The sequence below is a fragment of the Pseudomonas sp. CMR5c genome (genome assembly GCF_003850545.1).
Lineage (GTDB): Bacteria > Pseudomonadota > Gammaproteobacteria > Pseudomonadales > Pseudomonadaceae > Aquipseudomonas > Aquipseudomonas piscis.
On the sequence record NZ_CP027705.1, the window covers coordinates 2,354,850 to 2,378,379 of the forward strand.

Here is a 23,530-nt window from a genome sequence, read left to right on the forward strand (position 1 = left end):
GTGGTGCTGGTCCAGGCCGAGTTGCGCCAGCGCCTGCCGGCCCTGGCGGTGCCGGTGCTCGAACTCGACCCGCGGCACTGGCAGGACCAGCCCGGGGACAACCTGGAGGTGCCCGGGCTGAGTGAGCGGAACCTGGCTTACGTGATCTACACCTCCGGTTCCACCGGCCTGCCCAAGGGCGTGATGGTCGAGCACCAGACCCTGGGCAACCTGGTGGACTGGCATTGCCAGGCGTTCGAGCTGGGCCGCGCCAGCCAGACCTCGAGCCTGGCCGGTTTCGGCTTCGACGCCATGGCCTGGGAAATCTGGCCGGCCTTGTGCGTGGGCGCGACCCTGCACCTGGCGCCGGCCAGCCAGGGCACCGAGGATGTCGACGCCTTGCTCGCCTGGTGGCGGGCCCAGCCGCTGGATGTGAGCTTCCTGCCGACCCCGGTGGCCGAGTACGCCTTCAGCCAGCAACTGGGGCACCCGAGCCTGCGTACCCTGCTGATCGGCGGCGATCGCCTGCGCCAGTTCGGCCAGCGGCAGAGCTTTACCCTGGTCAACAACTACGGCCCCACCGAGGCCACGGTGGTGGCCACCTCCGGCACCGTCGAGGCCGGTGGCGCCCTGGATATCGGCCGGCCCATGGCCAATGCGCGGATCTACCTGCTGGACGAACGCCGCCAGCCGGTGCCCATCGGGGTCGCCGGCGAGCTGTACGTGGGCGGGGCGGGAGTGGCCCGCGGCTACCTGAATCGTCCCGAGTTGACCGTCGAGCGCTTCCTCGACGACCCCTTCAGCACCGTGCCGGGGGCGCGTATGTATCGCACCGGCGACCTGGCCCGCTGGCTCGAGGATGGGCGCATCGAATACCTGGGACGCAACGACCACCAGGTGAAGATCCGGGGCGTGCGCATCGAGCTGGGCGAGATCGAGAGCCGTCTCAACCAGATTCCCGGCATCCAGGAAGCGGTGCTCCTGGCCCGTGAGGACCAGCCGGGCAACCTGCGGCTGGTGGCCTACTTCACCGTCCGCGAAGGGCTCGCGGCGCCGACCCCGGGCGAGCTGCGCGAATACCTGCTGGCGCAATTGCCGGACTACATGGTACCGGTGGCCTATGTGCAGTTGCAGGCCTTGCCGCTGACCGCCAATGGCAAGCTGGACCGCACCGCCTTGCCGGCACCTGACCAGCAGGCGCTGTTCAGCCGTCACTACCAGGCGCCTGAAGGGCCTGTCGAAACGACCCTGGCGCAGATCTGGAGCGAAGTGCTGCAGGTGGAGCGAGTGGGGCGCCACGATCACTTCTTCGAGCTGGGCGGGCATTCGCTGCTGGCCATGCGCATGGTCTCGCTGGTGCGCCAGTGCCTGGGCCTGGAGCTGGCCCTGGCCGAACTGTTCGCCAATGCCGAATTGCACGCTCTGGCCAGCGTCCTGGAGCGCAGCGGGCGCAGCCAGTTGCCGGAAATCTTCCCGGCGCCCCAGGACCAGGACCTGCCGCTGTCCTTCGCCCAGCAGCGCTTGTGGTTCCTGGCGCAGATGGCCGGCGGCGCCAGCGCCTACAACATTCCCATCGGCCTGGGCCTGCGCGGGCAGCTGGATCGCCAGGCACTGCAACAGGCCTTGCAGGCGATCGTCGCCCGGCATGCCACCTTGCGCAGTCGCTTCGTCCTGGTGGATGACCAGCCCCAGGTCCAGGTGGGGCCGCTGGAGGGCGCCCTGGAGCTGTCGCTGGAGGACCTGGGCGATGCGCCGCTGACCCTGGCCGAGCGGGTGCAGGCCGAGGCGGCGCAAGCCTTCGACCTGGAACACGGGCCGGTGATCCGCGGGCGTTTGCTGCGCCTGGCGGACGAGCACCATGTGTTGTTGCTGACCCTGCACCATATCGTCGCCGATGGCTGGTCCATGGGTGTGCTGACCCGTGAGCTGGTGGCCCTGTACAGCGCCTTCAGCCAAGGCCAGGCGGACCCGCTGCCACCCCTGGCGGTGCAATACGGTGACTTCGCCCTGTGGCAACGGCGCTGGCTCAGCGGCGAGGTGCTGCAACAACAGGCCGACTACTGGCGGCGAGTACTGGCCGGGGCTCCGACCCTGCTGATGCTGCCCACCGACCGACCACGGCCGGTGCAACAGGATTTTCGCGGTGCCAGCGTGCCGTTGGCGCTGGAGCCGTCGCTCAGTGCCCAGCTCAAGGCCCTGGCCCAGCGCCATGGCTGCACCCTGCACATGACCTTGCTGGCCGGGTGGGCCTTGTTGCTCGCACGCCTGTCCGGCCAGGACGACCTGGTGGTCGGCACCCCGGTGGCCAACCGCATGCGCGCCGAGGTCGAAGGCTTGATCGGCTTGTTCGTCAACACCCTGGCCCTGCGCCTGGAGCTGGACGGTGCGCAGAGCGTGGCCGGGCTGCTGGCCCAGGTCCGCGCCCGCAGCCTGCAAGCCCAGGCCCACCAGGACCTGCCGTTCGAGCAGGTGGTGGAAATCGTCCGGCCCCAGCGTAGCCTGGCCCACAGTCCGTTGTTCCAGACGGTGCTGACCTGGGTCGAGGACTTCGCCCAGGACCTGGTGCTGGGCGAGCTCAAGCTCGAAGGGGTGGTCGCCGCCAACCAGGTGGCCAAGTTCGACCTGACCCTGAGCCTGGGGGAAAGCCAGGGCCAGGTCCGCGGCTCCCTGGACTACGCCAGCGCGCTGTTCGATGCCGGCACCGCCCAGCGTTTTGCCGGCTACCTGGTCCAGGTGCTACAGGCGATGGTCGCCGACGACCAGCAAGCGCTGGCGCGGATCTCGCTGCTGGACCAGGCCGAACGGCACCAGGTGCTGCAAGGCTTCAATGCCGCTGGCCCCAACTATCCCCGGGGTACGCCCCTGCACCAGCTGTTCGCCGCCCAGGCGGCGCAGCAGCCTGCGGCCACGGCCCTGCAAGCCGGCGACCGGCGCCTGAGCTACGCCGAGCTGGAGGCCCGGGCCAATCGCCTGGCCCATCACTTGCGCGGCCTGGGCGTGGGCCCGGACAGCCGGGTGGCGATCTGTGTCGAACGCGGTCCGGAGCTGGTCGTGGGCTTGTTGGCGATCCTCAAGGCCGGGGGCGCCTACGTGCCCATCGACCCGGCCCATCCGGCCGAGCGCATCGCCTACCTGCTGGAGGACAGCGCGCCGCTGGCGCTGCTGGTGCAAGGCGCGACCCGGACCGTGGCCGCCAGCCCGGGCCTCTCGCGGGTCGACCTCGACGATCCGGCCTGGCTGCAGCAACCGCCCAGCGCGCCGCAGGTGCCCGGGCTGACCACGCAGCATCTGGCCTATGTGATCTACACCTCGGGTTCCACCGGCCAGCCCAAGGGCGTGATGGTGGAACACCAGAGCCTGGCGAACCTGGTGCACTGGCATTGCCAGGCCTTCGACCTGGGCCCGGGCCGGCACACTTCCAGCGTTGCCGGGCTGGGTTTCGATGCCATGGCCTGGGAGGTCTGGCCGGCCCTGTGCGGCGGCGCGACCCTGCACTTGCCGCCGGCCGGCACCGACCACCAGGACATCGACCGGTTGCTGGACTGGTGGCGGGCCCAGCCGCTGGATGTGAGCTTCCTGCCGACCCCGGTGGCCGAGTATGCCTTCGGCCAGCAGGCCGGGCACCCGACCCTGCGGACCCTGCTGATCGGCGGCGACCGCCTGCGCCACTTCGAGCAGCCCCAGGCCTTTGCCGTGATCAACAACTACGGGCCCACCGAGGCCACGGTGGTGGCGACCTCGGGGCCCTTGGTGGCCGGCGGGGTGCTGGACATCGGCCGGCCCATGGCCAATGCGCGCATCTACCTGCTGGACGAGCAGCGCCAGCCGGTGCCGGTCGGCGTCGCCGGCGAGCTGTACGTGGGCGGTGCCGGGGTGGCCCGGGGCTACCTCAATCGTCCCGAGCTGACCGCCGAGCGCTTCCTCGACGACCCGTTCAGCGAAGTGCCGGGGGCACGCATGTACCGCAGCGGCGACCTGGCGCGCTGGCTGGCGGACGGGCGCATCGACTACCTGGGGCGCAACGACCACCAGGTCAAGGTGCGCGGCGTGCGCATCGAGCTGGGCGAGATCGAGACCTGCCTGAACCGCCTGGCGACCATCCAGGAGGCGGTATTGCTGGCCCGCGAGGATCAGCCGGGGCAGACCCGGCTGGTGGCTTATTTCACCGTTGCCGGGCAGCGGGTGCCGAGTCCCGCCGAGTTGCGGGCGCAGTTGCTGGAGCAGTTGCCCGAGTACATGGTGCCGGCGGCCTACGTGCGGCTGGACAGCCTGCCGCTGACCGCCAACGGCAAAGTCGATCGCCGGGCCCTGCCGGAGCCGGCGCTGGACGCGCTGCTGGCCCGGGAATACCAGGCCCCCGAGGGCGACAACGAGATCGCCCTGGCGCAGATCTGGAGCGAGCTGCTGCAGGTGGAGCGGGTTGGCCGCCACGATCACTTCTTCGAGCTGGGCGGGCACTCGCTGCTGGCCATGCGCATGCTCTCCCAGGTGCGCCAGAGCCTGGGGGTGGAGCTGGCCCTGGGCGACCTGTTCGCCAACGCCGAACTGCACGCGGTGGCCGCGGCCGTGGCCCGGGCCGAGCGCAGCAGCCTGCCGGACTTGCTGCCGGCGCCGCGCAATCAGCCCCTGGCCTTGTCCTTCGCCCAGCAGCGGCTGTGGTTCCTGGCGCAGATGGAAGGCGCCAACACCGCCTACAACATTCCCCTGGGCCTGCGCCTGCGTGGGCAACTGGACAGCTCGGCCCTGCAACGGGCCTTGGCGCGTATCGTCGCGCGGCATGAGACCTTGCGCAGCCGCTTCGCCCAGTACGGCGACCAGGCCGAGGTACTGATCGCCCCACAAGACGCCGGGCTCGGCCTGCAGGTGGAAAACCTGCGCGGCCATCCCCAGGCCGACGACGCCTTGCAGGCGCTGGTCCAGGGCGAGGCTTCGGCGCCGTTCGACCTGGAGCGCGGGCCGCTGATCCGTGGGCGCCTGGTGACCCTTGCGGACGATCACCATGTGCTCTTGCTGACCCTGCACCACATCGTCAGCGATGGTTGGTCCATGGGGGTGCTGACCCGGGAGCTGGTGGCCCTGTACGGCGCTTTCAGCCGTGGCCTGCCCGACCCCCTGCCGCCGCTGGCGTTGCAGTACAGCGACTTCGCCCACTGGCAGCGCCGCTGGCTCAGCGGCGAGGTGCTGCAACGCCAGGGTGACTACTGGCGTCAGGCCCTGGATGGGGCGCCGCCATTGCTGCTGTTGCCCACCGACCGGCCGCGCCCGGCCCAGCAGGACTACGCCGGCAGCAGCGTCCCGGTGCGCCTGGACCGCCAGCTCACCGCCAGCCTGCGGGCCTTGGGCCAACGCCATGGCAGCACCCTGTACATGACCTTGATGAGCGCTTGGGCACTGTTGCTCGGGCGCCTGTCGGGGCAGGCCGAGGTGGTGATCGGCACCCCCGTGGCCAACCGCATGCGGGCCGAGGTCGAAGGCTTGATCGGCTTGTTCGTCAACACCCTGGCGGTGCGCGTGGACCTGGCTGGCGCGCCGCGCATCGAGGCATTGCTGGCCCAGGTCCGCGCCCGCACCCTCGAAGCCCAGGCCCACCAGCACCTGCCGTTCGAGCAGGTGGTGGAGATCCTGCGGCCTGTGCGCAGCCTGTCCCACAGTCCGGTGTTCCAGACGCTGATGACCTGGCAGAACGGCGATGCCCCGCAGTTGGTGCTGGGTGACTTGCGCCTGGAGGGGGTCCACGAGCCCAGCCATTTCGCCAAGTTCGACCTGTCGCTGAACCTGGGGGAGGTCCAGGACCATATCGAAGGAACCCTGGAATACGCCACGGCGCTGTTCGACGAGGCCACCATGCAGCGTTATGTCGGCTATCTGCAGCGGGTGCTGCAGGCCATGGTGAGCGACGACCAGATGCTCCTGGAACAGGTGCCGTTGCTGGACCGGGAGCAGCGTTGGCAGTTGCTCGAAGGCTTCAACGCCACGGCCCGCGACTACCCGCTGGAACAGACCCTGCACGGGTTGTTCGAAGCCCAGGTGCTGCGCAGCCCCGAGGCGCTGGCGGTACAGGCCGGCGAGCAGCGCTTGAGTTATCGCCAGCTGAACCAGCAGGCCAACCAGTTGGCCGGGCACTTGCTGCAACTGGGCGTCGGCCCGGACCAGCGGGTGGCGATCTGCGTCGAGCGCAGCGTCGACATGGTGCTGGGCCTGCTGGCGATCCTCAAGGCCGGGGGCGCCTATGTGCCCATCGATCCGGCCTATCCGGCCGAGCGCATCGCCTACATGCTTAAGGACAGCGCACCGCTGGCGGTACTGGCCGACGGCGCGACCCTGGGCCTGCTGGGCGACCCCGGCGTGCCGCTGGTGGACCTCGGGCAGGCGCTATGGAGCCGCCAGCCGCGGGTCAATCCACGTCTCGATGGGCTCACGCCGCGGCACCTGGCCTACGTGATCTACACCTCCGGTTCCACTGGCCAGCCCAAGGGCGCGATGAACGAGCATCGGGCGGTGGTCAACCGCCTGCTGTGGATGCAGGAGCGGTACCGGCTCACCAGCGGCGACGCGGTATTGCAGAAAACCCCGTTCAGCTTCGACGTGTCGGTGTGGGAGTTCTTCTGGCCGCTGTTCACCGGCGCCCGCCTGGTGATGGCCCGCCCCGAAGGGCACAAGGACCCGGCCTATCTGCGTCAGGTGATCGCCCGGGAAAACATCACCACGCTGCATTTCGTGCCCTCGATGCTCGACGTGTTCCTGGCCTATGGCGAGACCCGCGAGTGCGCCAGCCTGCGCCAGGTGATGTGCAGCGGCGAGGCGCTGCCGGGCAGCCTGGTGCGGCGCTTCAAGCAGCAGTTGCCCAACGTTGCCCTGCACAACCTGTATGGCCCCACCGAAGCGGCAGTGGACGTGACGGCCTGGGATTGCACCGGCCCGCTGGACACCACCCCGGACAACACGCCCATCGGCAAGCCGATCGCCAACACCCGCCTGTACCTGCTGGATGCGCAATTGCAGCCGGTGCCCTTGGGGGTGGTGGGCGAGCTGTTCATCGCCGGGGTGCAGGTGGCCCGTGGTTATCTCAACCGCGAACAACTGACCGCCGAGCGTTTTGTCGACGACCCGTTCAGTGATCAACCAGGCGCGCGCATGTACCGCACCGGCGACCTGGGGCGCTATCTCGCTGACGGCAATATCGAGTACCTGGGGCGCAACGACGACCAGGTGAAGATCCGTGGCCTGCGCATCGAGCTGGGGGAAATCCAGGCGCGCCTGACCCAGCTCGAAGGCATCAAGGAAGCGGTGGTCCTGGCCCGCGAGGACGTGCCTGGGGACAAGCGCCTGGTGGCCTACTACACCAGCGCCGCCGGGCACGCGAAGTTGCCCGTGGAGCAGGTGCGCCAGGCGCTGCTGGAGCACCTGCCGGACTACATGGTGCCGGCGCTGTTCGTGCACCTGGATGCGCTGCCCCTGAGCCCCAACGGCAAGCTGGAGCGCAAGGCGCTGCCGGCGCCGGGGCTGGAAGCGGCGCTGGTGCGCGAGTACGAGGCGCCGGTGGGCGACACCGAGATCCTGCTGGCGCAGTTGTGGGCCGAGCTGCTCAACGTCGAGCGGGTGGGGCGCCACGATCACTTCTTCGAACTGGGCGGGCACTCGCTGCTGGCGGTGAACCTGATCGGGCGCATGCGCCGGGCCGGTTTGTCGGCGGATGTGCGGGTGCTGTTCGGCCAGCCGACCCTGGCGGCCCTGGCCGCTGCCGTGGGCCGTGGTCGCGAGGTACAGGTACCGCAGAACCTGATCTACCGCGATTGCCCGCGCATCACCCCGCCACTGTTGCCGTTGATCGAACTGGACCAGGCGGCCATCGACCGGGTCGTGGCCACGGTGCCCGGGGGCACCGCCAACGTCCAGGACATCTACCCGCTGGCGCCGTTGCAGGCGGGCATTCTCTATCACCACCTGGCCGCAGGCCAGGGCGATCCCTATGTGCTCCAGGCGCAGTTCGCCTTCGACAGTGCCGGGCGCTTGCAAGCCTTCGCCAAGGCCTTGCAGGGGGTGATCGAACGTAATGACATCCTGCGCAGCGCGGTGCTGTGGGAGGGCCTGGAACAGCCGCTGCAAGTGGTCTGGCGCGAGGCGCCGCTGGTTTGTGAAGAGCTGGTGCTGGACGCCGCCCAAGGGCCGGTGCTGGAGCAGTTGCAGGCACGGTTCGACAGCCGTCGCTACCGCCTGGATATCGCCCAGGCGCCGTTGCTGCGCCTGGTGCATGCGCTGGACCCGGACCACGGACGGGTGGTGGCGCTGTTGCTGTTCCATCACCTGGTGATGGATCACGTCGCCCTGGAAGTGCTGCAGCACGAGCTGCAGGCTTTTCTCCTGGGGCGCCAGGAGCGCCTGGCAGCGGCGGTGCCTTATCGCAACTACGTGGCCCAGGCGCGACTGGGCATGGGCGAGGCCGAGCATGAGGCGTTCTTCCGCCAGATGCTGGGGGATATCCAGCAACCGACCCTGCCCCTGGGCTTGCAGGAAGCGCCAGGGGGCGAGGTGGCACTCAGCGAGGCGCGCTTGCCTCTGGACCGACTGCTGGCCCGGCGCCTGCGCGAGCGTGCGCGGCAACTGGGGGTCAGTGCCGCAAGCCTGATGCACCTGGCCTGGGGCCGAGTGCTGGGCAGCTTGGCGGCGCAGCAGCAGGTGGTGTTCGGCACCGTGCTGCTGGGCCGGATGCAGGGCGGCGAGGGCGCTGAACACGCCCTGGGGGTGTTCATCAATACCTTGCCGCTGCGGGTCGACCTGGGCCAGGTGCCGGTACGCGAGGCGCTGCTGGCCACCCATGAGCGCCTGGCGCAACTGCTAGGCCACGAGCAGGCGCCCCTGGCCCTGGTCCAGCGTTGCAGCGGGGTGGAGCCGGGCACGCCGCTGTTCAGCAGCTTGCTCAACTACCGGCACAGTGCGCCCGCGGCGGCTTCGGCCGCAGAGGCCTGGGAAGGCATGCAACTGCTCAACGCACAGGAGCGCAGCAACTATCCCCTGACCCTGAGCGTCGACGACCTGGGCGATGGTTTCCTGCTCACGGCGGTGGCCGCCGGGGTCGATGCCCAGCGTATCTGCCAGTACCTGCAGTGCACCCTGGAGAACCTGCTGCAGGCCCTGGAGCAGACCCCGGAGCTGGCCATCGGCCAAGTCGCGGTGCTGCCGCAGGCCGAGCACCAGCGGGTGCTGGTGGAGTTCAACGCCACCGCCCGCGACTACCCACGCCAGCAGGCCCTGCACCAGCGTTTCGAGGAGCAGGTGCGGGAGCGGCCGCAACAGGTAGCGGCGGTGCATGGCCAGGAGGTGTTCAGCTATGCCCGGCTCAATGCCCGGGCCAACCAGCTGGCCCACCACCTGCTGGAACTGGGGGTGCGGCCGGGGGCCAACGTGGCCTTGCTGTTGCCCCGCAGCCTGGACCTGCTGGCCAGCCAGTTGGCGGTCAGCAAGTGCGGCGCGGCCTACGTGCCGCTGGACATCCATGCTCCGGCCGAACGCCTGGGCTTCATGCTGGCCGACAGCCAGGCACTGGTGCTGCTGGCCCACAGCGACCAGCCACTGGACGGCGCGCCGCAACGGGTGGACCTGGACCGCCTGCGCTTCGATCGCCTGCCGGGGCATAACCCGGACCTGGAAGCCTCCAGCGCGGCGGTGGCATACATCATGTACACCTCCGGTTCCACCGGCGAGCCCAAGGGCGTAAGGGTGCCGCACCGGGCCATCACCCGCCTGGTGATCAACAACGGCTACGCCGACTTCAACGCCGATGACCGGGTGGCGTTCGCCTCCAACCCGGCCTTCGACGCCAGCACCATGGACGTCTGGGGCCCGCTGCTCAACGGTGGCCGGGTCGTGGTGGTGGACCAGCAGACCCTGCTCGACCCGCCGGCGTTCGCCCAACTGCTGCAAGCTTCTGGCGTGACGCTGCTGTTCCTCACCACGAGCCTGTTCAACCAGTACGTGCAGTTGATCCCCCAGGCCCTCAAGGGCCTGCGCATGCTCCTGTGTGGCGGCGAGCGGGCGGATGCCACGGCGTTCCGGCGGATGCAGGCCCAGGCGCCGGGGCTGCGCCTGGTCAATGGCTACGGCCCGACCGAGACCACCACCTTCGCCGTCACCCACGAGCCCGGAGAGCTGCCGGAAGCTGCTGACAGCGTGCCCATCGGCCGACCGCTGTCCAACACCCAGGTGTACATCCTCGACGCCCACCAGCAGCCGCTGCCCATCGGGGTCGCGGGCGAGATCGTGATCGGTGGCGACGGCGTGGCCCTGGGCTACCTGAATCGCCCCGAGTTGAGCGCCGAACGCTTCCTCCACGACCCGTTCAGCAGCGAGCCCGAGGCCCGGATGTACCGTACCGGCGACCTGGGACGCTGGCTGGAGAACGGCGTGCTGGAGTGCATCGGCCGCAATGACGAGCAGGTGAAGATCCGTGGCTTTCGCATCGAACCGGGGGAGATCCAGGCCTGCCTGGCGAGTTTTGCCGGGCTGCGCGACGCCGTGGTCCTGGTGCGCGAGGACGAGCCCGGAGACAAGCGCCTGGTGGCCTACTACAGCGTCAATGCAGGGCAGCTGCCGCCAACCAGCGAGATGTTGCGCGAGTACCTACTGGAGCGGTTGCCGGAGTACATGGTGCCGCCGGCCTATGTCTGCCTGGAGACGTTGCCGTTGACCGCCAATGGCAAGCTGGATCGCAAGGCGCTGCCGGCTCCGGGGCCCGAAACCCGGGCCAGCAGTACTTACGAGGCGCCACGCACGCCCCTGGAGCAAGCGTTGGCCGAGCACTGGGCCCAGGTCCTGCACATGCCCCAGGTGGGGCGCCACGAGCATTTCTTCGAGCAGGGCGGGCACTCGCTGCTGGCGATCCAGCTGGTCAACCGCCTGCAGCAGGCGGGTTTCGAGTTGGGCCTGGCGGACCTGTTCCAGCACGCCAGCGTGGCCGCCATGGCGCGGCTGCTGGAGGAGCGTGGCGCGGCGCCGGCCCTGGAGCTGGTACCGATCCGCTGCGGCAGTGGGCCGGCGTTGTTCCTGGTGCACGAGTTCACCGGGCTGGACCTGTACTTCCCGGTGCTGGGGCAACATCTGCCGGGGGATTTCCCCATCTATGGCCTGCCCGGCATCGCCCTCGGCCAGCCGCAACTGCGCACCCTGGAATGCCTGGCCACGCGTTTGGTGCAGGTCTTGCGCGAGGCCCAGCCCGAGGGTCCGTACCGTATCGCCGGCTGGTCGTTCGGGGGTGTGCTGGCCTATGAAATCGCCCAGCAACTGCTCGGGCTGGATCAGCAGGTGGAGTTCCTCGGCCTGATCGACAGCTACGTGCCGCGCCTGACCGACCAGGGCAAGGCGCGCTGGTCCGGCGCCGATGCCCACCAGCAGCACTTGCTGTTGCAGTGCCAGGCCTACTGGAGCGCCCAGGGCGAGGCCGGCAGCGTGGCGCTGGCGGCTTTGGAGCGATTGCGCGGACAGCTCGACGGCCTCGATTTCGCGGCCTTGCTGCACTGCCTGCGCGATCAGCGCCTGTTGTTCGACCAGCTGGAGGCGGCCAACCCCGAGCAGTTGTGGCAGTACCTGGATCGCGAGGTGGCCCATGGGCATGCGCTGGCCCATTACCGGTTGCATCCGATCGGTGTGCCGGTGCATCTGTTCTGCGCCGCCGAACGACCCACCGAACTGTCCCGGCGCAGCCCGACCCTGGGCTGGGGTGAAGTGCTGGCGGTGGAGCAGTTGCATTGCATCAGCGTTCCCGGCGACCACCTGAGCATGATGCAGCCGCCCCATGTCCAGGCCTTGGGGCAGGCCATGGGCCTGGCCCTGGAGCAGGCTCCGAGGCTGGCCGCCCGTGCCGGCCAGGCCCACCAGCCGTTGCTGCGGATCCAGGGTGGGCGTGCCGGGCAGGTGCCGATCTTCTGCGTGCCCGGAGCCGGCGACAGCATTACCGGCTTCATCGGCCTGGCCGAGGCCCTGGGGCCGGATTGGCCGATCTTCGGCCTGCAGGCCCGGGGCCTGGATGGCAACGATGCGCCCCATGGCCAGGTGGAGGTGGCGGCCAGGCATTACCTGCAAGCGATAAAGGAGCAGCACCCGAGCGGGCCGCTGCACCTGATCGGCCACTCCTTCGGCGGCTGGGTGGCGTTCGAGATGGCCACGCTGTTGCAGGCCGCCGGCCGCGACGTGGCGTCCCTGACCCTGCTCGACAGCCAGGCCCCAGGCGGAACGGGCCTGGTGGGACGGCCCTATACCACCACGGCGGCGCTGCAACGCCTGATCGAATCCATGCAGTTGTCCGCCGGTCGCGACATGGGTATCGATGCCGAGGGTTTTGCCGCCGCGGATGACGCCGCACAGATGCGCCAGTTGCACGCGGGCATGGTGCGCATCGGCCTGCTGTCCCAGCGTGCCGACCCCCGGGCCATGCATGGCCCGGCGCGGACCTTCGCCACGGCCCTGCGCACCTGCTACCGGCCCGGGGATGGCTACCCTGGACGGGTGCGCCTGGTGCTGGCCGACGACCCGGTGCTGGACGCCGCCGGCAACCGTCGGGAACAGCAGGACATGATCCAGGGCTGGCGCGGCCTGGTGGGCGAGTTGGGCGTGTGGTACGCCCCGGGCAACCACTTCAGCCTGCTCAAGGCACCCAATGTGCGGCACCTGGCGGCCTGGTGGCAGGACGGTCTGGCGCTGCCCCGGGAGGAGGTCGTGTCATGACGCCAGGGACGACCAGGCTGGCGGCGGGCGGGTGCCCGCCGGCGGCCGGATAGGACCTTTCATCCACCTGGGACACCGCTCATCACGGCAACACGGTGTCCCGCCAGGGGGCGCGCCGCTGGCCGGCGCCGCCAACCCTCAACGTACTCGTGGTCATCTATGGAAAAGTCGAAGTTTCGCAAAATCGGTATGGGGCTGTTGCTGGTGGTCGTGGCCGGATTGATTTTCTATACGGTGCGCGCGCCGGCACAGCCGCCGCAGTACCTGACCGCCATCGTCGAACGGGGCGACATCGAGAACGCGGTGCTGGCCTCGGGGCTGCTGGAAGGCATCAAGCAGGTGGATGTCGGCGCCCAGGTCTCCGGGCAATTGAAGTCCCTCAAGGTCAAGGTCGGGGACAAGGTGAAGAAGGGCCAGTGGCTGGCGGAGATCGACCCCCTGGTCCTGCGCAACACCCTGCGCCAGGCCGAGGTGGACGAGGAAAACCTGCAGGCCAAGCGCCGTGCCACCGCTGCCCAGCTCAAGGAAACCAAGGCCATCTACGAGCGCTATGGCGAGCTGCAGACGGACGCCTCGATCTCCAAGCAGGACTTCGATACCTCCGAGTCCAACTACGAGGTGCAGCGCGCCACCCTGATGTCCCTGGACGCGCAGATCAAGAGCGCGCAGATCCAGATCGACACGGCCAAGGTCAACCTGGCCTACACCCGCATCGTCGCGCCCATCGACGGCGACGTGGTGGGGATCGTGACCCAGGAAGGCCAGACTGTGATCGCCAACCAGCTGGCGCCGGTGCTGCTCAAACTCGCCGACCTGGACACCATGACCGTCAAGGCCCAGGTGTCCGAGGCCGACGTGATCCACATCAGCCCCGGCCAGCAGGTGTACTTCACCATCCTCGGCGAATCCGAGAAGCGCTACTACGCCAAGCTGCGGGGCACGGAACCGGCGCCGCAGAACTTTCTCGAAACCCAGCCGGCCGGTACCCCCAAGCAGAACACCGCGGTGTTCTACAACGCGCTGTTCGATGTGCCCAACCCCGACCACCGCCTGCGCATCTCCATGACCGCCCAGGTGCGCATCGTCCTGGACACCGCCAAGGATGTGCTGATGGTGCCGGTGGCGGCCTTAGGCCCGCGCAATGCCGACGGCAGCTTCGCGGTCCGGGTGCTGGATGCCAAGGGCCAGGCCCAGTCGCGCAACATCAGCACCGGGATCAACAACAACGTCAAGGTGCAGGTCAAGGACGGCCTGGCCGAGGGCGACAAGGTGGTGATCGGTGATCCGTTGTCCGGCACGGCGGGGGCCTGACCATGACCCAGCCACTGTTGCAGCTCAAGGGCATCAGCCGCAGCTTCAAGGCCGGCGAGCGTGAGTTCCTGGCGCTGAAGAACATCGACCTGTGCATCGAGGCCGGGGAGATGGTGGCCATCACCGGCGCCTCGGGCTCGGGCAAGTCGACCCTGATGAACATCCTCGGTTGCCTGGACTACGCCACGGCCGGCAGCTACCAGGTCAATGGCCGGGAAACCCGCGATCTGGACGACCAGGCCCTGGCGGAACTGCGCCGCGATTATTTCGGCTTCATCTTCCAGCGCTACCACCTGCTGCCCCACCTCAACGCCATGCACAACGTCGAGATCCCGGCGATCTACGCCGGCAGTCCCCTGGCCCGGCGCCATGGCCGGGCTCGCGAGCTGCTGGCGCGCCTGGGCCTGGCCGGGCACCTGGAGCACCGGCCCAACCAGCTGTCCGGGGGCCAGCAGCAGCGGGTGAGCATCGCCCGGGCGCTGATGAACGGCGGCGAGGTGATCCTCGCCGACGAACCTACCGGGGCCCTGGACACCAGCAGCGGCAAGGAGGTGATGCGCATTCTCCAGGAGCTGCACGCCGCCGGGCACACGGTGATCATCGTCACCCACGACCCCAAGGTGGCGGCCAATGCCGAGCGCATCATCGAAGTGCGCGACGGCGAGATCGTCAGCGACCGGACCAACCCAAGGCCGCCGCAGGAGCTAGAGGCGCCGCCGCAGGTGAGCGCCCGCGCGGCTGCGGGCCGGCGCCTGGTGGCCAGCCTGGGGCTGTTCAAGGAGGCCTTCGTGATGGCCTGGGTGGCGCTGGTCTCGCACCGCATGCGCACCTTGCTGACCATGCTCGGGATCATCATCGGCATCACCTCGGTGGTGTCCATCGTGGCCATCGGCGAGGGCGCCAAGCGCTATGTGCTCAAGGACATCCAGGCGATCGGCAGCAACACCATCGACATCTTTCCCGGGGCCAGCTTCGGCGACAGCCGGGCGGCGGGGATCCAGACCCTGATGCCCGCCGACGTCACCGCCCTGAACCAGCTGTACTACGTCGACAGCGCCACGCCGATGGTCGGCCGCAGCCTGCTGTTGCGCTACGGCAACATCGACCTCAATGCCACGGTCAACGGCGTCAGCCACCTGTACTTCAAGGTCCGCGACATCAAGCTGGCCGCCGGCATCGCCTTCAGCGAGAACGACGCCCGACGCCAGGCCCAGGTGGTGGTCATCGACCACAACACCCGCAATCGCCTGTTCGGCCCGGATGTCGATCCTTTGGGGCAGGTGATCCTGGTGGGCAACCTGCCGTGCACGGTGATCGGCGTCACCGCCGAGAACAAGAACCTGTTCACCGCGGCCAACCTGCTCAACGTCTGGGTGCCCTACGAGACTGCCGCCGGGCGGGTGCTGGGCCAGCGCCACCTGGACAGCATCAGCGTGAAGATCAAGGACGGCCAGCCGAGCAAGGTGGTGGAGGAGCACGTCAAGAAGCTCATGGAGCAGCGCCACGGCACCAAGGATTTCTTCACCAACAACCTGGACAGCATCATGCAGACGGTGCAGCGCACCAGCCGCTCGCTGGCGCTGTTGCTATCGCTGATCGCGGTGATTTCCCTGCTGGTGGGCGGCATCGGGGTGATGAACATCATGCTGGTGTCGGTCACCGAGCGCACCCGCGAGATCGGCATTCGCATGGCGGTAGGGGCGCGGCAGTCGGACATCCGCCAGCAATTCCTGGTGGAGGCGGTGATGGTCTGCCTGATCGGTGGCGCCATCGGCATCGCCCTGTCCTTCGCCATCGGCTACCTGTTCACCTTGTTCATCAAGGAGTGGGAGATGGTGTTCTCCATGGGCTCGATCATTACTGCGTTCGCCTGCTCGACGCTGATCGGGGTGGTCTTCGGGTTCGTCCCGGCGCGCAACGCGGCGCGCCTGGATCCGATCGAAGCCCTGGCCCGGGATTGACGCCGGGCGGCGCGGCGCCGGACACCGGCGCCGCGGTGGCTTTACTCGGCGTTGGCGGCGACCGGCGCGGCGGCTTCCTGGGGCGAGTACATCCAGCGCAGCAGCGAGTGCCGGCCGCTGATGCCCAGCTTGATCGCCGCGCGCTTGAGGTAGCTCTCGACGGTGTTGACCTTGAGCTGGCACTGCTCGGCCAGCTGTGGCGCGGTGCGCCCGGCCAGCAGGCCGACGCAGACTTCCATCTCGCGGTTGGACAGGCTCAGGCCAGACTGCGCCAGGCGGTCGGCGAAACGCAGGCGCAAGGTCTCCAGGCCCTCGACGGCGGTGTTGTCCTGCTCGCCGTCCTGGCCGCGGGGCTGCAGGGCGCTGATGTGCTTTTCCACCATGGGCAGCAGCAGCGGCGAGAAGTCTTCGAGCAGCAGGCGTTCCTGGGGCGAGAAACTGCGGGCCTGGTTGCTGCGGTACACCGAGAGCACGTACTGGTAGGCATCCTTGCGGACGGTCAGGTGCAGCTGTGCCGTGTCCTTGCCGGGGCCACGGCGCCGCAGGAGGGCGGGGCCGGACTCGGCGCTCTGCTCGGGAAAGGCCGCGCGCAGCAGCGGATCGTCGTTGGCCGGCTTGTCGTGCAGGGGATGGCGGTGGTGCACGGCACTGCGCCGATGACCTTCGCTGGCCTGTTCCGGATCTGCCCGCAGCTGGGTGATATGGGTGGCGTCCACCGCCAGCTGGGTGAGGATCAGGTCGTGCAGCATGCGTGGAAAACGGCGGCTGCCGGTGCTGGCGATGACCTTGCCGATATGGGGGAACAGTGCTTGTGAGTTCATCATTTCATCCATGAATGTGAAGTGTGGAAGGGCTGCCTTATAGCAACGGGTTTGGTCGACTGCCTGTTTAACTCCTGTTTCATGCAGATCGACCAAAGGGCGCTTCGTATCCTAGTACAGGGATTCGGTGGCCGTTTGATGAAGTTGCGCAAAAGTCCGCGACCTAGACCGCCGTACTGCCCGCAAGGCGCCGGCTGGCGGGGGGATCGCGGCTTTTTGCCGGGGGTAAAAATTTTTTCGATCGGGCCTTGCCGGCACAAGAGTTATGCCCATCTTGGCGTTCTGCCGAACCTGAACCTTGCCGGGCTTCCAGGGCGGTTCGCTCTGCCTGAAGAGTGAGGTTGTTTATTCTTATCGATGATGTAGGATTTTTCCGATAATCGCTGATTATTGGCGAAATTTCCGATATTTGGCGGCAAGTTCTTGCCGCTTCCTGCAGCTTGCCGCCTGCCCGCCAGCGCCGAAGCCTTGATTTACCGCATTGGCTTGCCTGGCACACAGATTGCTGATGCCCAAGCGCTGAAACGAAAAACCAAAAGGGGCAAAAAGCCCCGAACCTCTATCAGTGCATTAGGAGGTCATTCCCATGGGTATTAGCGATGTTCCCAGCTCTGCGGCCCTCTCGCCGAGAAAGACCAGAGACGCCCCTGAAGCCAACCCCGCCAATGGCGCGCCGGGCAGGCAATCGCTGGGCAAGGATGCGTTTCTCAAGCTGTTGGTGACCCAGCTGAACAACCAGAACCCGCTGGATCCCCAGGACAACAGTTCGTTCGTGGCCCAGTTGGCCCAGTTCTCGACCCTGGAAGGCATCACCACCCTCAACAACTCGGTGAGCGCCATCGCCGGTTCCTACAAGTCGTCCCAGACCTTGCTGGCCTCATCCTTGATAGGCCGTTCGGTCGTGGTCCAGACCGGTACCACCCTGGTCGACACCAGCAAGAGCATGACCGGCTCGGTGGCTGTTCCATCTGGTGTGAAGTCGGTCACCGTGACCATCACCGACAAGGACGGCAAGACGGTCAAGACTCTCGAGCTGGGCAACCAGAAGGCCGGCAACGCCAGCTTCGTCTGGGACGGCACCAGGGCCGATGGCACCAAGGCCCCGCCTGGCACCTACACCTTCAAGGCCAGTACCACCATCGATGGCAAGGGCACATCCCTGGTCACTTACCTGCCGGCCAGGGTCAACAGCGTCACCGTCAGCCAGACCGGTGGCGAGTTGATGTTGAACCTGGCGGGCATCAGCAACCCGATTGGCCTCTCCAAAATAAGAACCATAGGTATCTAGCGCCGGATAACGGCATAAAGGAGTGGAACATGTCTTTCAATATCGGCCTTAGCGGGCTCTTTGCAGCGAATAAACAGTTGGACGTGACCGGGAACAACATCTCCAACGTTGCGACCAAGGGATTCAAGTTCTCCCGTGCGGAGTTCGCCGACGTGTACTCGGCCACCAAGCTGGGCAGCGGCGCCCGGGTCGTGGGCAACGGTGTGCGCCTGGCCAACGTTTCCCAGCAGTTCACCAACGGCGACATCAACAACACCGGCAACGTGCTGGACGTGGGGATCCAGGGCCAGGGCTTCTTCGTGCTCAACAGCAATGGCTCCCTGACTTACACCCGTGCCGGCAACTTCCGGACCGACAAGGAGGGCTACATCACCAACAGCGACGGCACCGCCCGCTTGCAAGGTTATGGGGTGGATGCCAACGGCAAGATCATCAACGGTGTGCTGACCGACCTGCGGATCGATACTTCGAACCTGGCGCCCAAGCCCACCGATTCGATCTCCTCGACCATCAACCTGGACTCCAACGCCAAGGTCATAGATACCGCGGCCAAGTCTCCGGCTTATGTGTTCAATCCCAGTGATAACACCACCTACACCAAGCAGTTCAGCACGCCGATCTATGACACCCAGGGCAACAAGCATGTCATGGACCAGTACATGATCAAGACCGGCCCCAACACCTGGCAGACCTACACCCTGGTCAATGGGCGCAACCCGGATGGCACGGCCTTCAGCATGAACAACCAGGCCCCGATCACCATGAAGTTCGATGCCTCGGGCAAGCTGCAGTCCCTCACGCCGCCCACGCCTGCCTCCGCCAGCCAGTTCACGGTGGAGGGCAACAAGATCGTCATGGCGGCCGACGCCTGGACTCCCGGCACCGTGACCAAGGGTGTGTTCACCCCTAACGGGGCCAAGGCCGCGCCCAAGGGCGTCAATATCGACATGACCAGAACCGGCTCGGTGTCCGGTGAAACCAACCGCTCGGTCATTGCCCAGAATGGCTATTCCACCGGCCAGATCGCCAGCCTGACCATCGATGGCAACGGCGTGCTGATGGCCAGCTTCAGCAACGAGCAGACCAGGGCGATCGGCCAGATTTCCCTGGCCAGCTTTACCAACGAACAGGGCCTGCAGCCGGTAGGTGGCACCCAGTGGAGGGAAACCTTCGCCTCGGGCATTCCTGGCTACGATGCGCCGAAAACCGGCACGCTGGGCGCCGTGGTGTCGGGTGCCCTGGAGGAGTCCAACGTCAACCTGACCAACGAGTTGGTGAACTTGATCAAGGCCCAGAGTAACTACCAGGCCAGCGCCAAGATCATCTCCACCCAGAACAGCATCATGCAGACCACCATGCAGATGACTTGATACTGATCCGGGTGCCGTGGCCTGCAAGGGCCCCTGCACCCGGTTCGCGGATTGGGTGCAGGGTTTCGCCCCTGGGATGGGCCACGAACAAGGGGCCTGCTCCCTGGGCCCCCTCCTTTCAGGGCGTTGCGCGCCACTGGTCGCCAGCGCAGCCGATGGCGCTGCGGGTCAATGGCTCTTTTTTTCGCAGTTGACCATCCACGACACCCCGAACCTGTCTTCCAGCATGCCGAAACGCTCGGCCCAGAACGTTTCCTCCAGGGGCATGCGGACGCTGCCTTGCTCGAGCAGGGCATTGAATACCCGTTCGGCTTCGGCGGCGTTGTCGATGTTCAACGCGATGGAGCAACCCCGGATGCCGGCGTAGGGCAGGTCCGGGGTGCTGTCCGAGGCCATCAGCACCTGGTCGCCGACATTGAGCCGGGTATGCATGATGAGGGCGTGGCAGTTGGCCGGCAGTTGGTCGCGGGCCGGGCTCTCGCCGAAGGTCAGCATCATTTCCAGGGTGCCGTTCAGGCACTGGGCATAGAAGGTGAAGGCGGCCCGGCAATCGCCGTTGAATACCAGGTAGGGATTGATCTTCATCGCGTACTTTCCTTGTGCGGCCAGGGCGGACCCTGGAGAAACCGACAGCCTTGGCGGCATCGGTGGATACTGCATAGCAAAGCGCCGAACGCGCCGGCGCGAGGTTTTTTTTTAGACGCTTTTCCTATGGTTCGCCCAGGGCTTATAGCCGACCGCCCGGGGGGGCGGCCGGCGGCGCTACAGGCGGGGCTGCTCCTGGGGCAGGCCGAGCAACTGGTGCAGGGTGTTGATCAGCGCCTGCTGGCGCAGGCGGTCTTCCTGGTGCCGGGCCTCGGCACTGGCGATATCGGCCTGACAATGCGGGCAGGTGGTTTCATGGCCATGGACGTACTGCAGGCAGGCACGGCACAGGGCCAGGCGCGGCGGGACACGTCCTTCCTCGGGGGACGCGTGGCCCTGGTTGACCCAGGCCAGCTTGATCACCTGGCCGCTGTCGCTGACGCTGGAGACCGTTTCGCCACTGTCGATGCGTTCGGTGATCAGGTCGAAGCGCCCCACGGAGAACGAGGCCGGGCCTGCTTCCTCGAGCTTGACGATACGTTCGCGCAGGCCCTTTTTCGCCAGGTCCAGGGTCCGGTAGTGGCAGTAGGGGTTGTTGCCCGGCTTGCCCAGCAGCGAATGCGAGGTCCAGGTGCAACCACCCCGGCAGACATCGTTGTAGTAGCAGGTGCGACAGTAGCCCCAGAGATCGTCCACCGAGCGCAGCCGGCCGAAGTGGATGCCTTCGCTGTAGTGCCAGATATCGTGCAGGTTCATGTTGCGCACGTTGCCGCCGGAGAAGCCCACGGTGGCCAGGGACGGGCAGCCCTTGACCGTGCCGTCGGCCTCCAGGGCCAGCACCGTCTGCCCGGCGGCGCAACCGCTCCAGTGCACGCGCTCGTCGCCGAAGCCGCGCCACAGGTGTTCGTAGGGGCCGTAGTAGCCGATGTTGTTACCGACGTTCATCAGCAGCCCGCGCTCGCTGCCTTCGCGGTACAGCCGGGCCAGCAGCGGCATGACGTCTAGCAACTGGTAGGGCTGCAACAGCAGCTCGGGGTGATCCACGGCGTTGCCCATGGCCACGGTCAGCTGGATCTGCCAGTGGCTGGCGCCGGCCTCGATGATCAGCTCCATCAGGGCCGGCAGGTCGGGCAGGGTGGCGGCGCCGATCTGGGTGTTGACGCTGACCTTGAGCCCGGCCTGCTTGGCCCGGTGCAGGGTGTCCAGGGCCTTGGCGAAGGAGCCGGGAACGTTGCGCACCGCATCATGCAGCGGTGCCAGCCCATCCAGGGACACGCCGACGCCATCGAGCCCGGCGTCTATCGCCGCCTGCATCTTGGCCGGGGTCAGGTTGCGCCCACCGGTCTGGATCGCCACGTACATGCCATGGTCGTGAATGGCCTGGATCAGTCGGGTCCAGTCCTTGCGCAAATAGGCTTCGCCACCGATCAGGGTGACCTCCCGGGTACCCAGGGCGGCCAGGGCGTCGATCACTTCCAGGCACTCGCCGGTGCTCAGCTCGCCGGGGCGCCGGTGGCCGGCCCGGGAGCCGCAGTGCAGGCACTTGAGGTCACAGGCGAGGGTGATTTCCCAGACCACGTGCACAGGCACGTAACGCTTGATATCGCTTTCGCTGAGGTAGCGGGCGGGGAGATGGTCTGACATGAAAGATCCTTGCGCACCCAGCGGTGCGCGGCACCAACCCATGGAAATAGGCGCGCCTTCCTTGAGCGACAGTGGCGCGGTCGGTTGTCCTGCGGTCCGGGGCCGGCCGTGGTGGGCCGGTCCCGGAAGCCGGGTTCAGCGTTGTTCCAGGCGGGTGATTTCCACCTGCAGCTGCTGCACGGCCTTGTTCAGCCGCTCACCGTTGGCCACCTGCTGCTCGGCCTGGGCCACCAGGGCCTTGAGCCGGGCCAGGTCGCCGCTGGCCTGGGCCTGCTGCAACGCCACGGCGTACAGCGGGTGCGGGTGCAGGTGCGCCTGCTCGGCCGCATTGCCGGCCCGGCCCTGGGGCTCGGCCTGCGCCGCCTGTTCCACCGGGGCCGGGCTGACGGCGGCGTGTTGCACCTCGTGCCAGTGGCCCTGGTAGTTGAAGCGATAGCTGGCGAAACCACTGGCCCAGTCCAGGCCGAGGAGGCCCTGCAAGTGGAAGGTTTCGGCGGCCTGGCTACCGGGGCCGCTGGGGTTGCCCGCGAGGTTGAGCACCAGGTGCCCCTCGCTGGATTGGTCGAGCTTGATCTGCGAGTAGTTGCCCCAGACGTCGGCGCTGAAGCGCACTGGCGGCGAAGTGCTCTGGGTCACCTGGGCCAGGCCGGAGACGGTTTTCTGCACGGTATTGACCAGCAGGTCGAGGGTCAGGATCGGTGCGCCGACCACGGGGTTGGTGATGATCAGGCGGGTATGGAACAGTCCAGTTGTCATGCTGCTACTCCTTGGCGTGATGGATGCGTCGAAGTGCGCCGGGCCCGGGGCTCAGCGCCGCTCCTGCCTGGCGATCTCGGACTTGGCGGCGTCCAGCGCGGTGCGGATCAGCGGCAGCTGCTCCAGTTGCTGGGTCGCCACCCGGTGCAGGCTCTTCATCTGCGCCAGGTCGCCGCTGGCGATGGCGCCGTGGATCGGGGCCGCGTACAGCGCCGCCAGGGGTGGCAGCGGATGATGGGCATGGCCGTGGGGCTGGGGCCGGGACAGGCTGCTGGACTGGATGTTGTTCTCCAGGTAGGCCGGTGCGTTGTTCACCGTCGACCAGGTATGGCCGTTGTAGAACTGGTAGTTGGCGACGCCTTGCTTCCAGTCGTCGTCGACCACCAGTTGCAGCTTGAAGGTGATGATCGAGTTGGCGCCCGGGCCACCCTGGTTGCCGGCGACGCTGAGGAGGATCTTGGTGCCGGACGTCACGGTCAGGTAGGTGTACTGGCCCCAGTCGTCGGTCTGCAGGTCCAGCGGCGGGCTGGCCGCCTGGGTGATCGACGAGTTGCCACGCAGGCTGCGCTCGGGGGTGTAGACCAGCAGGTTGAGTTGCAGGTTCGGCGCTCCGGGTTGCGAGGTGCCGATGCGATAGCTCAGGGGGAACAGGCTTTCTTGTGCGTTGGAACCGGACATTTGCTTTGCCTCCATACAGTGACAGGGGAACAGCGGTCAGTGCCGTTCCAGGCGGGCGACTTCCTTGGCCAGTTGTTCATAGGCGGCGCGCAGTTCCGCAGGCTCGGCCTGGTTGCTGTCGCGCTTGGCCAGCAAGGCTTTCATCTGCGGCAGCTGGCCTTCGGAGATCGCCGATTGGATCGCTACTCCATAGGGGGGAATCACATGGTGCGGTGCATTGCTCATGGCGTATGCCTTCCGTGGTGATTGGGGGGAAATGCTGCGGTACTCGGCAGCTTTTGCAGTTAAGCAGCGCCGTTGGAAAAGGCCGGCTAATGGCACACTGATTTCAGGGGTTTCCGACCGGTGGATTCACGCCGGATGAGCGGCTGTTTGCGGGGGTTCGGCTGCTGATTCCAAAGGGCGATAGGGCTGATTGCC

Annotated in this window: 11 protein-coding genes (1 of these 11 running past the window's edge); 5 read left to right on the top strand and 6 right to left on the bottom strand. The window is 67.3% G+C overall.

The window, feature by feature from the left end; genetic code table 11:
- From C4K40_RS11100 to C4K40_RS11110, 3 genes are all read left to right on the top strand, one after another.
- Positions 1-12,696: the 3' portion of a non-ribosomal peptide synthetase gene (locus C4K40_RS11100; protein ID WP_124421293.1), read on the top strand. Its footprint begins 1,983 nt before the window's first position; only the last 12,696 of its 14,679 coding nucleotides appear in the window; its start codon lies off the left edge, out of view; the stop codon is at positions 12,694-12,696.
- A gap of 159 nt (positions 12,697-12,855) precedes the next feature.
- Positions 12,856-14,007 (top strand): macrolide transporter subunit MacA, encoded by a 1,152-nt coding sequence (gene macA / locus C4K40_RS11105; RefSeq protein WP_031321423.1) that lies wholly within the window; start codon positions 12,856-12,858, stop codon positions 14,005-14,007.
- Between the two features lie 2 nt (positions 14,008-14,009).
- Positions 14,010-15,968 carry a MacB family efflux pump subunit gene (locus C4K40_RS11110; protein WP_053138500.1) on the top strand — a complete coding sequence of 653 codons (1,959 nt, stop codon included), beginning with the start codon at positions 14,010-14,012 and terminating at the stop codon, positions 15,966-15,968.
- Positions 15,969-16,009: 41 nt separating this feature from the next.
- On the opposite strand, the gene C4K40_RS11115 is transcribed toward C4K40_RS11110, so the two are convergent.
- Positions 16,010-16,789 (bottom strand): helix-turn-helix transcriptional regulator, encoded by a 780-nt coding sequence (locus C4K40_RS11115; protein WP_022643561.1) that lies wholly within the window; start codon positions 16,787-16,789, stop codon positions 16,010-16,012.
- Between the two features lie 586 nt (positions 16,790-17,375).
- Between C4K40_RS11115 and flgD the strand changes: the two genes are divergently transcribed.
- The gene (gene flgD / locus C4K40_RS11120; protein ID WP_053138497.1) at positions 17,376-18,077 is read left to right on the top strand and encodes a flagellar hook assembly protein FlgD; all 702 of its coding nucleotides are present in this window, start codon (positions 17,376-17,378) and stop codon (positions 18,075-18,077) included.
- Positions 18,078-18,106: 29 nt separating this feature from the next.
- Entirely contained in the window at positions 18,107-19,447 is a 1,341-nt protein-coding gene (gene flgE, locus C4K40_RS11125) for a flagellar hook protein FlgE (RefSeq protein ID WP_053138494.1), read from the top strand.
- 168 nt (positions 19,448-19,615) lie between these two features.
- Here the strand turns inward: flgE and C4K40_RS11130 are convergent, their stop codons facing one another.
- The 5 genes from C4K40_RS11130 to C4K40_RS11150 all read right to left on the bottom strand — a co-directional run bounded on the left by C4K40_RS11130 (position 19,616) and on the right by C4K40_RS11150 (position 23,335).
- Entirely contained in the window at positions 19,616-20,032 is a 417-nt protein-coding gene (locus C4K40_RS11130; RefSeq protein WP_022643564.1) for a VOC family protein, read from the bottom strand.
- A 177-nt stretch (positions 20,033-20,209) separates the two neighbouring features.
- On the bottom strand, positions 20,210-21,676 hold the full coding sequence (locus C4K40_RS11135; protein WP_053138491.1) for a GDL motif peptide-associated radical SAM/SPASM maturase: 1,467 nt from the start codon (positions 21,674-21,676) through the stop codon (positions 20,210-20,212).
- A 135-nt stretch (positions 21,677-21,811) separates the two neighbouring features.
- Positions 21,812-22,432, bottom strand: a complete 621-nt coding sequence (locus C4K40_RS11140) for a DUF1842 domain-containing protein (RefSeq protein ID WP_053138487.1) — start codon at positions 22,430-22,432, stop codon at positions 21,812-21,814.
- A gap of 51 nt (positions 22,433-22,483) precedes the next feature.
- Positions 22,484-23,110 (bottom strand): DUF1842 domain-containing protein, encoded by a 627-nt coding sequence (locus C4K40_RS11145; RefSeq protein ID WP_022643567.1) that lies wholly within the window; start codon positions 23,108-23,110, stop codon positions 22,484-22,486.
- A gap of 36 nt (positions 23,111-23,146) precedes the next feature.
- On the bottom strand, positions 23,147-23,335 hold the full coding sequence (locus C4K40_RS11150; protein ID WP_022643568.1) for a DUF1843 domain-containing protein: 189 nt from the start codon (positions 23,333-23,335) through the stop codon (positions 23,147-23,149).
- Between the last annotated feature and the right edge of the window lie 195 nt (positions 23,336-23,530).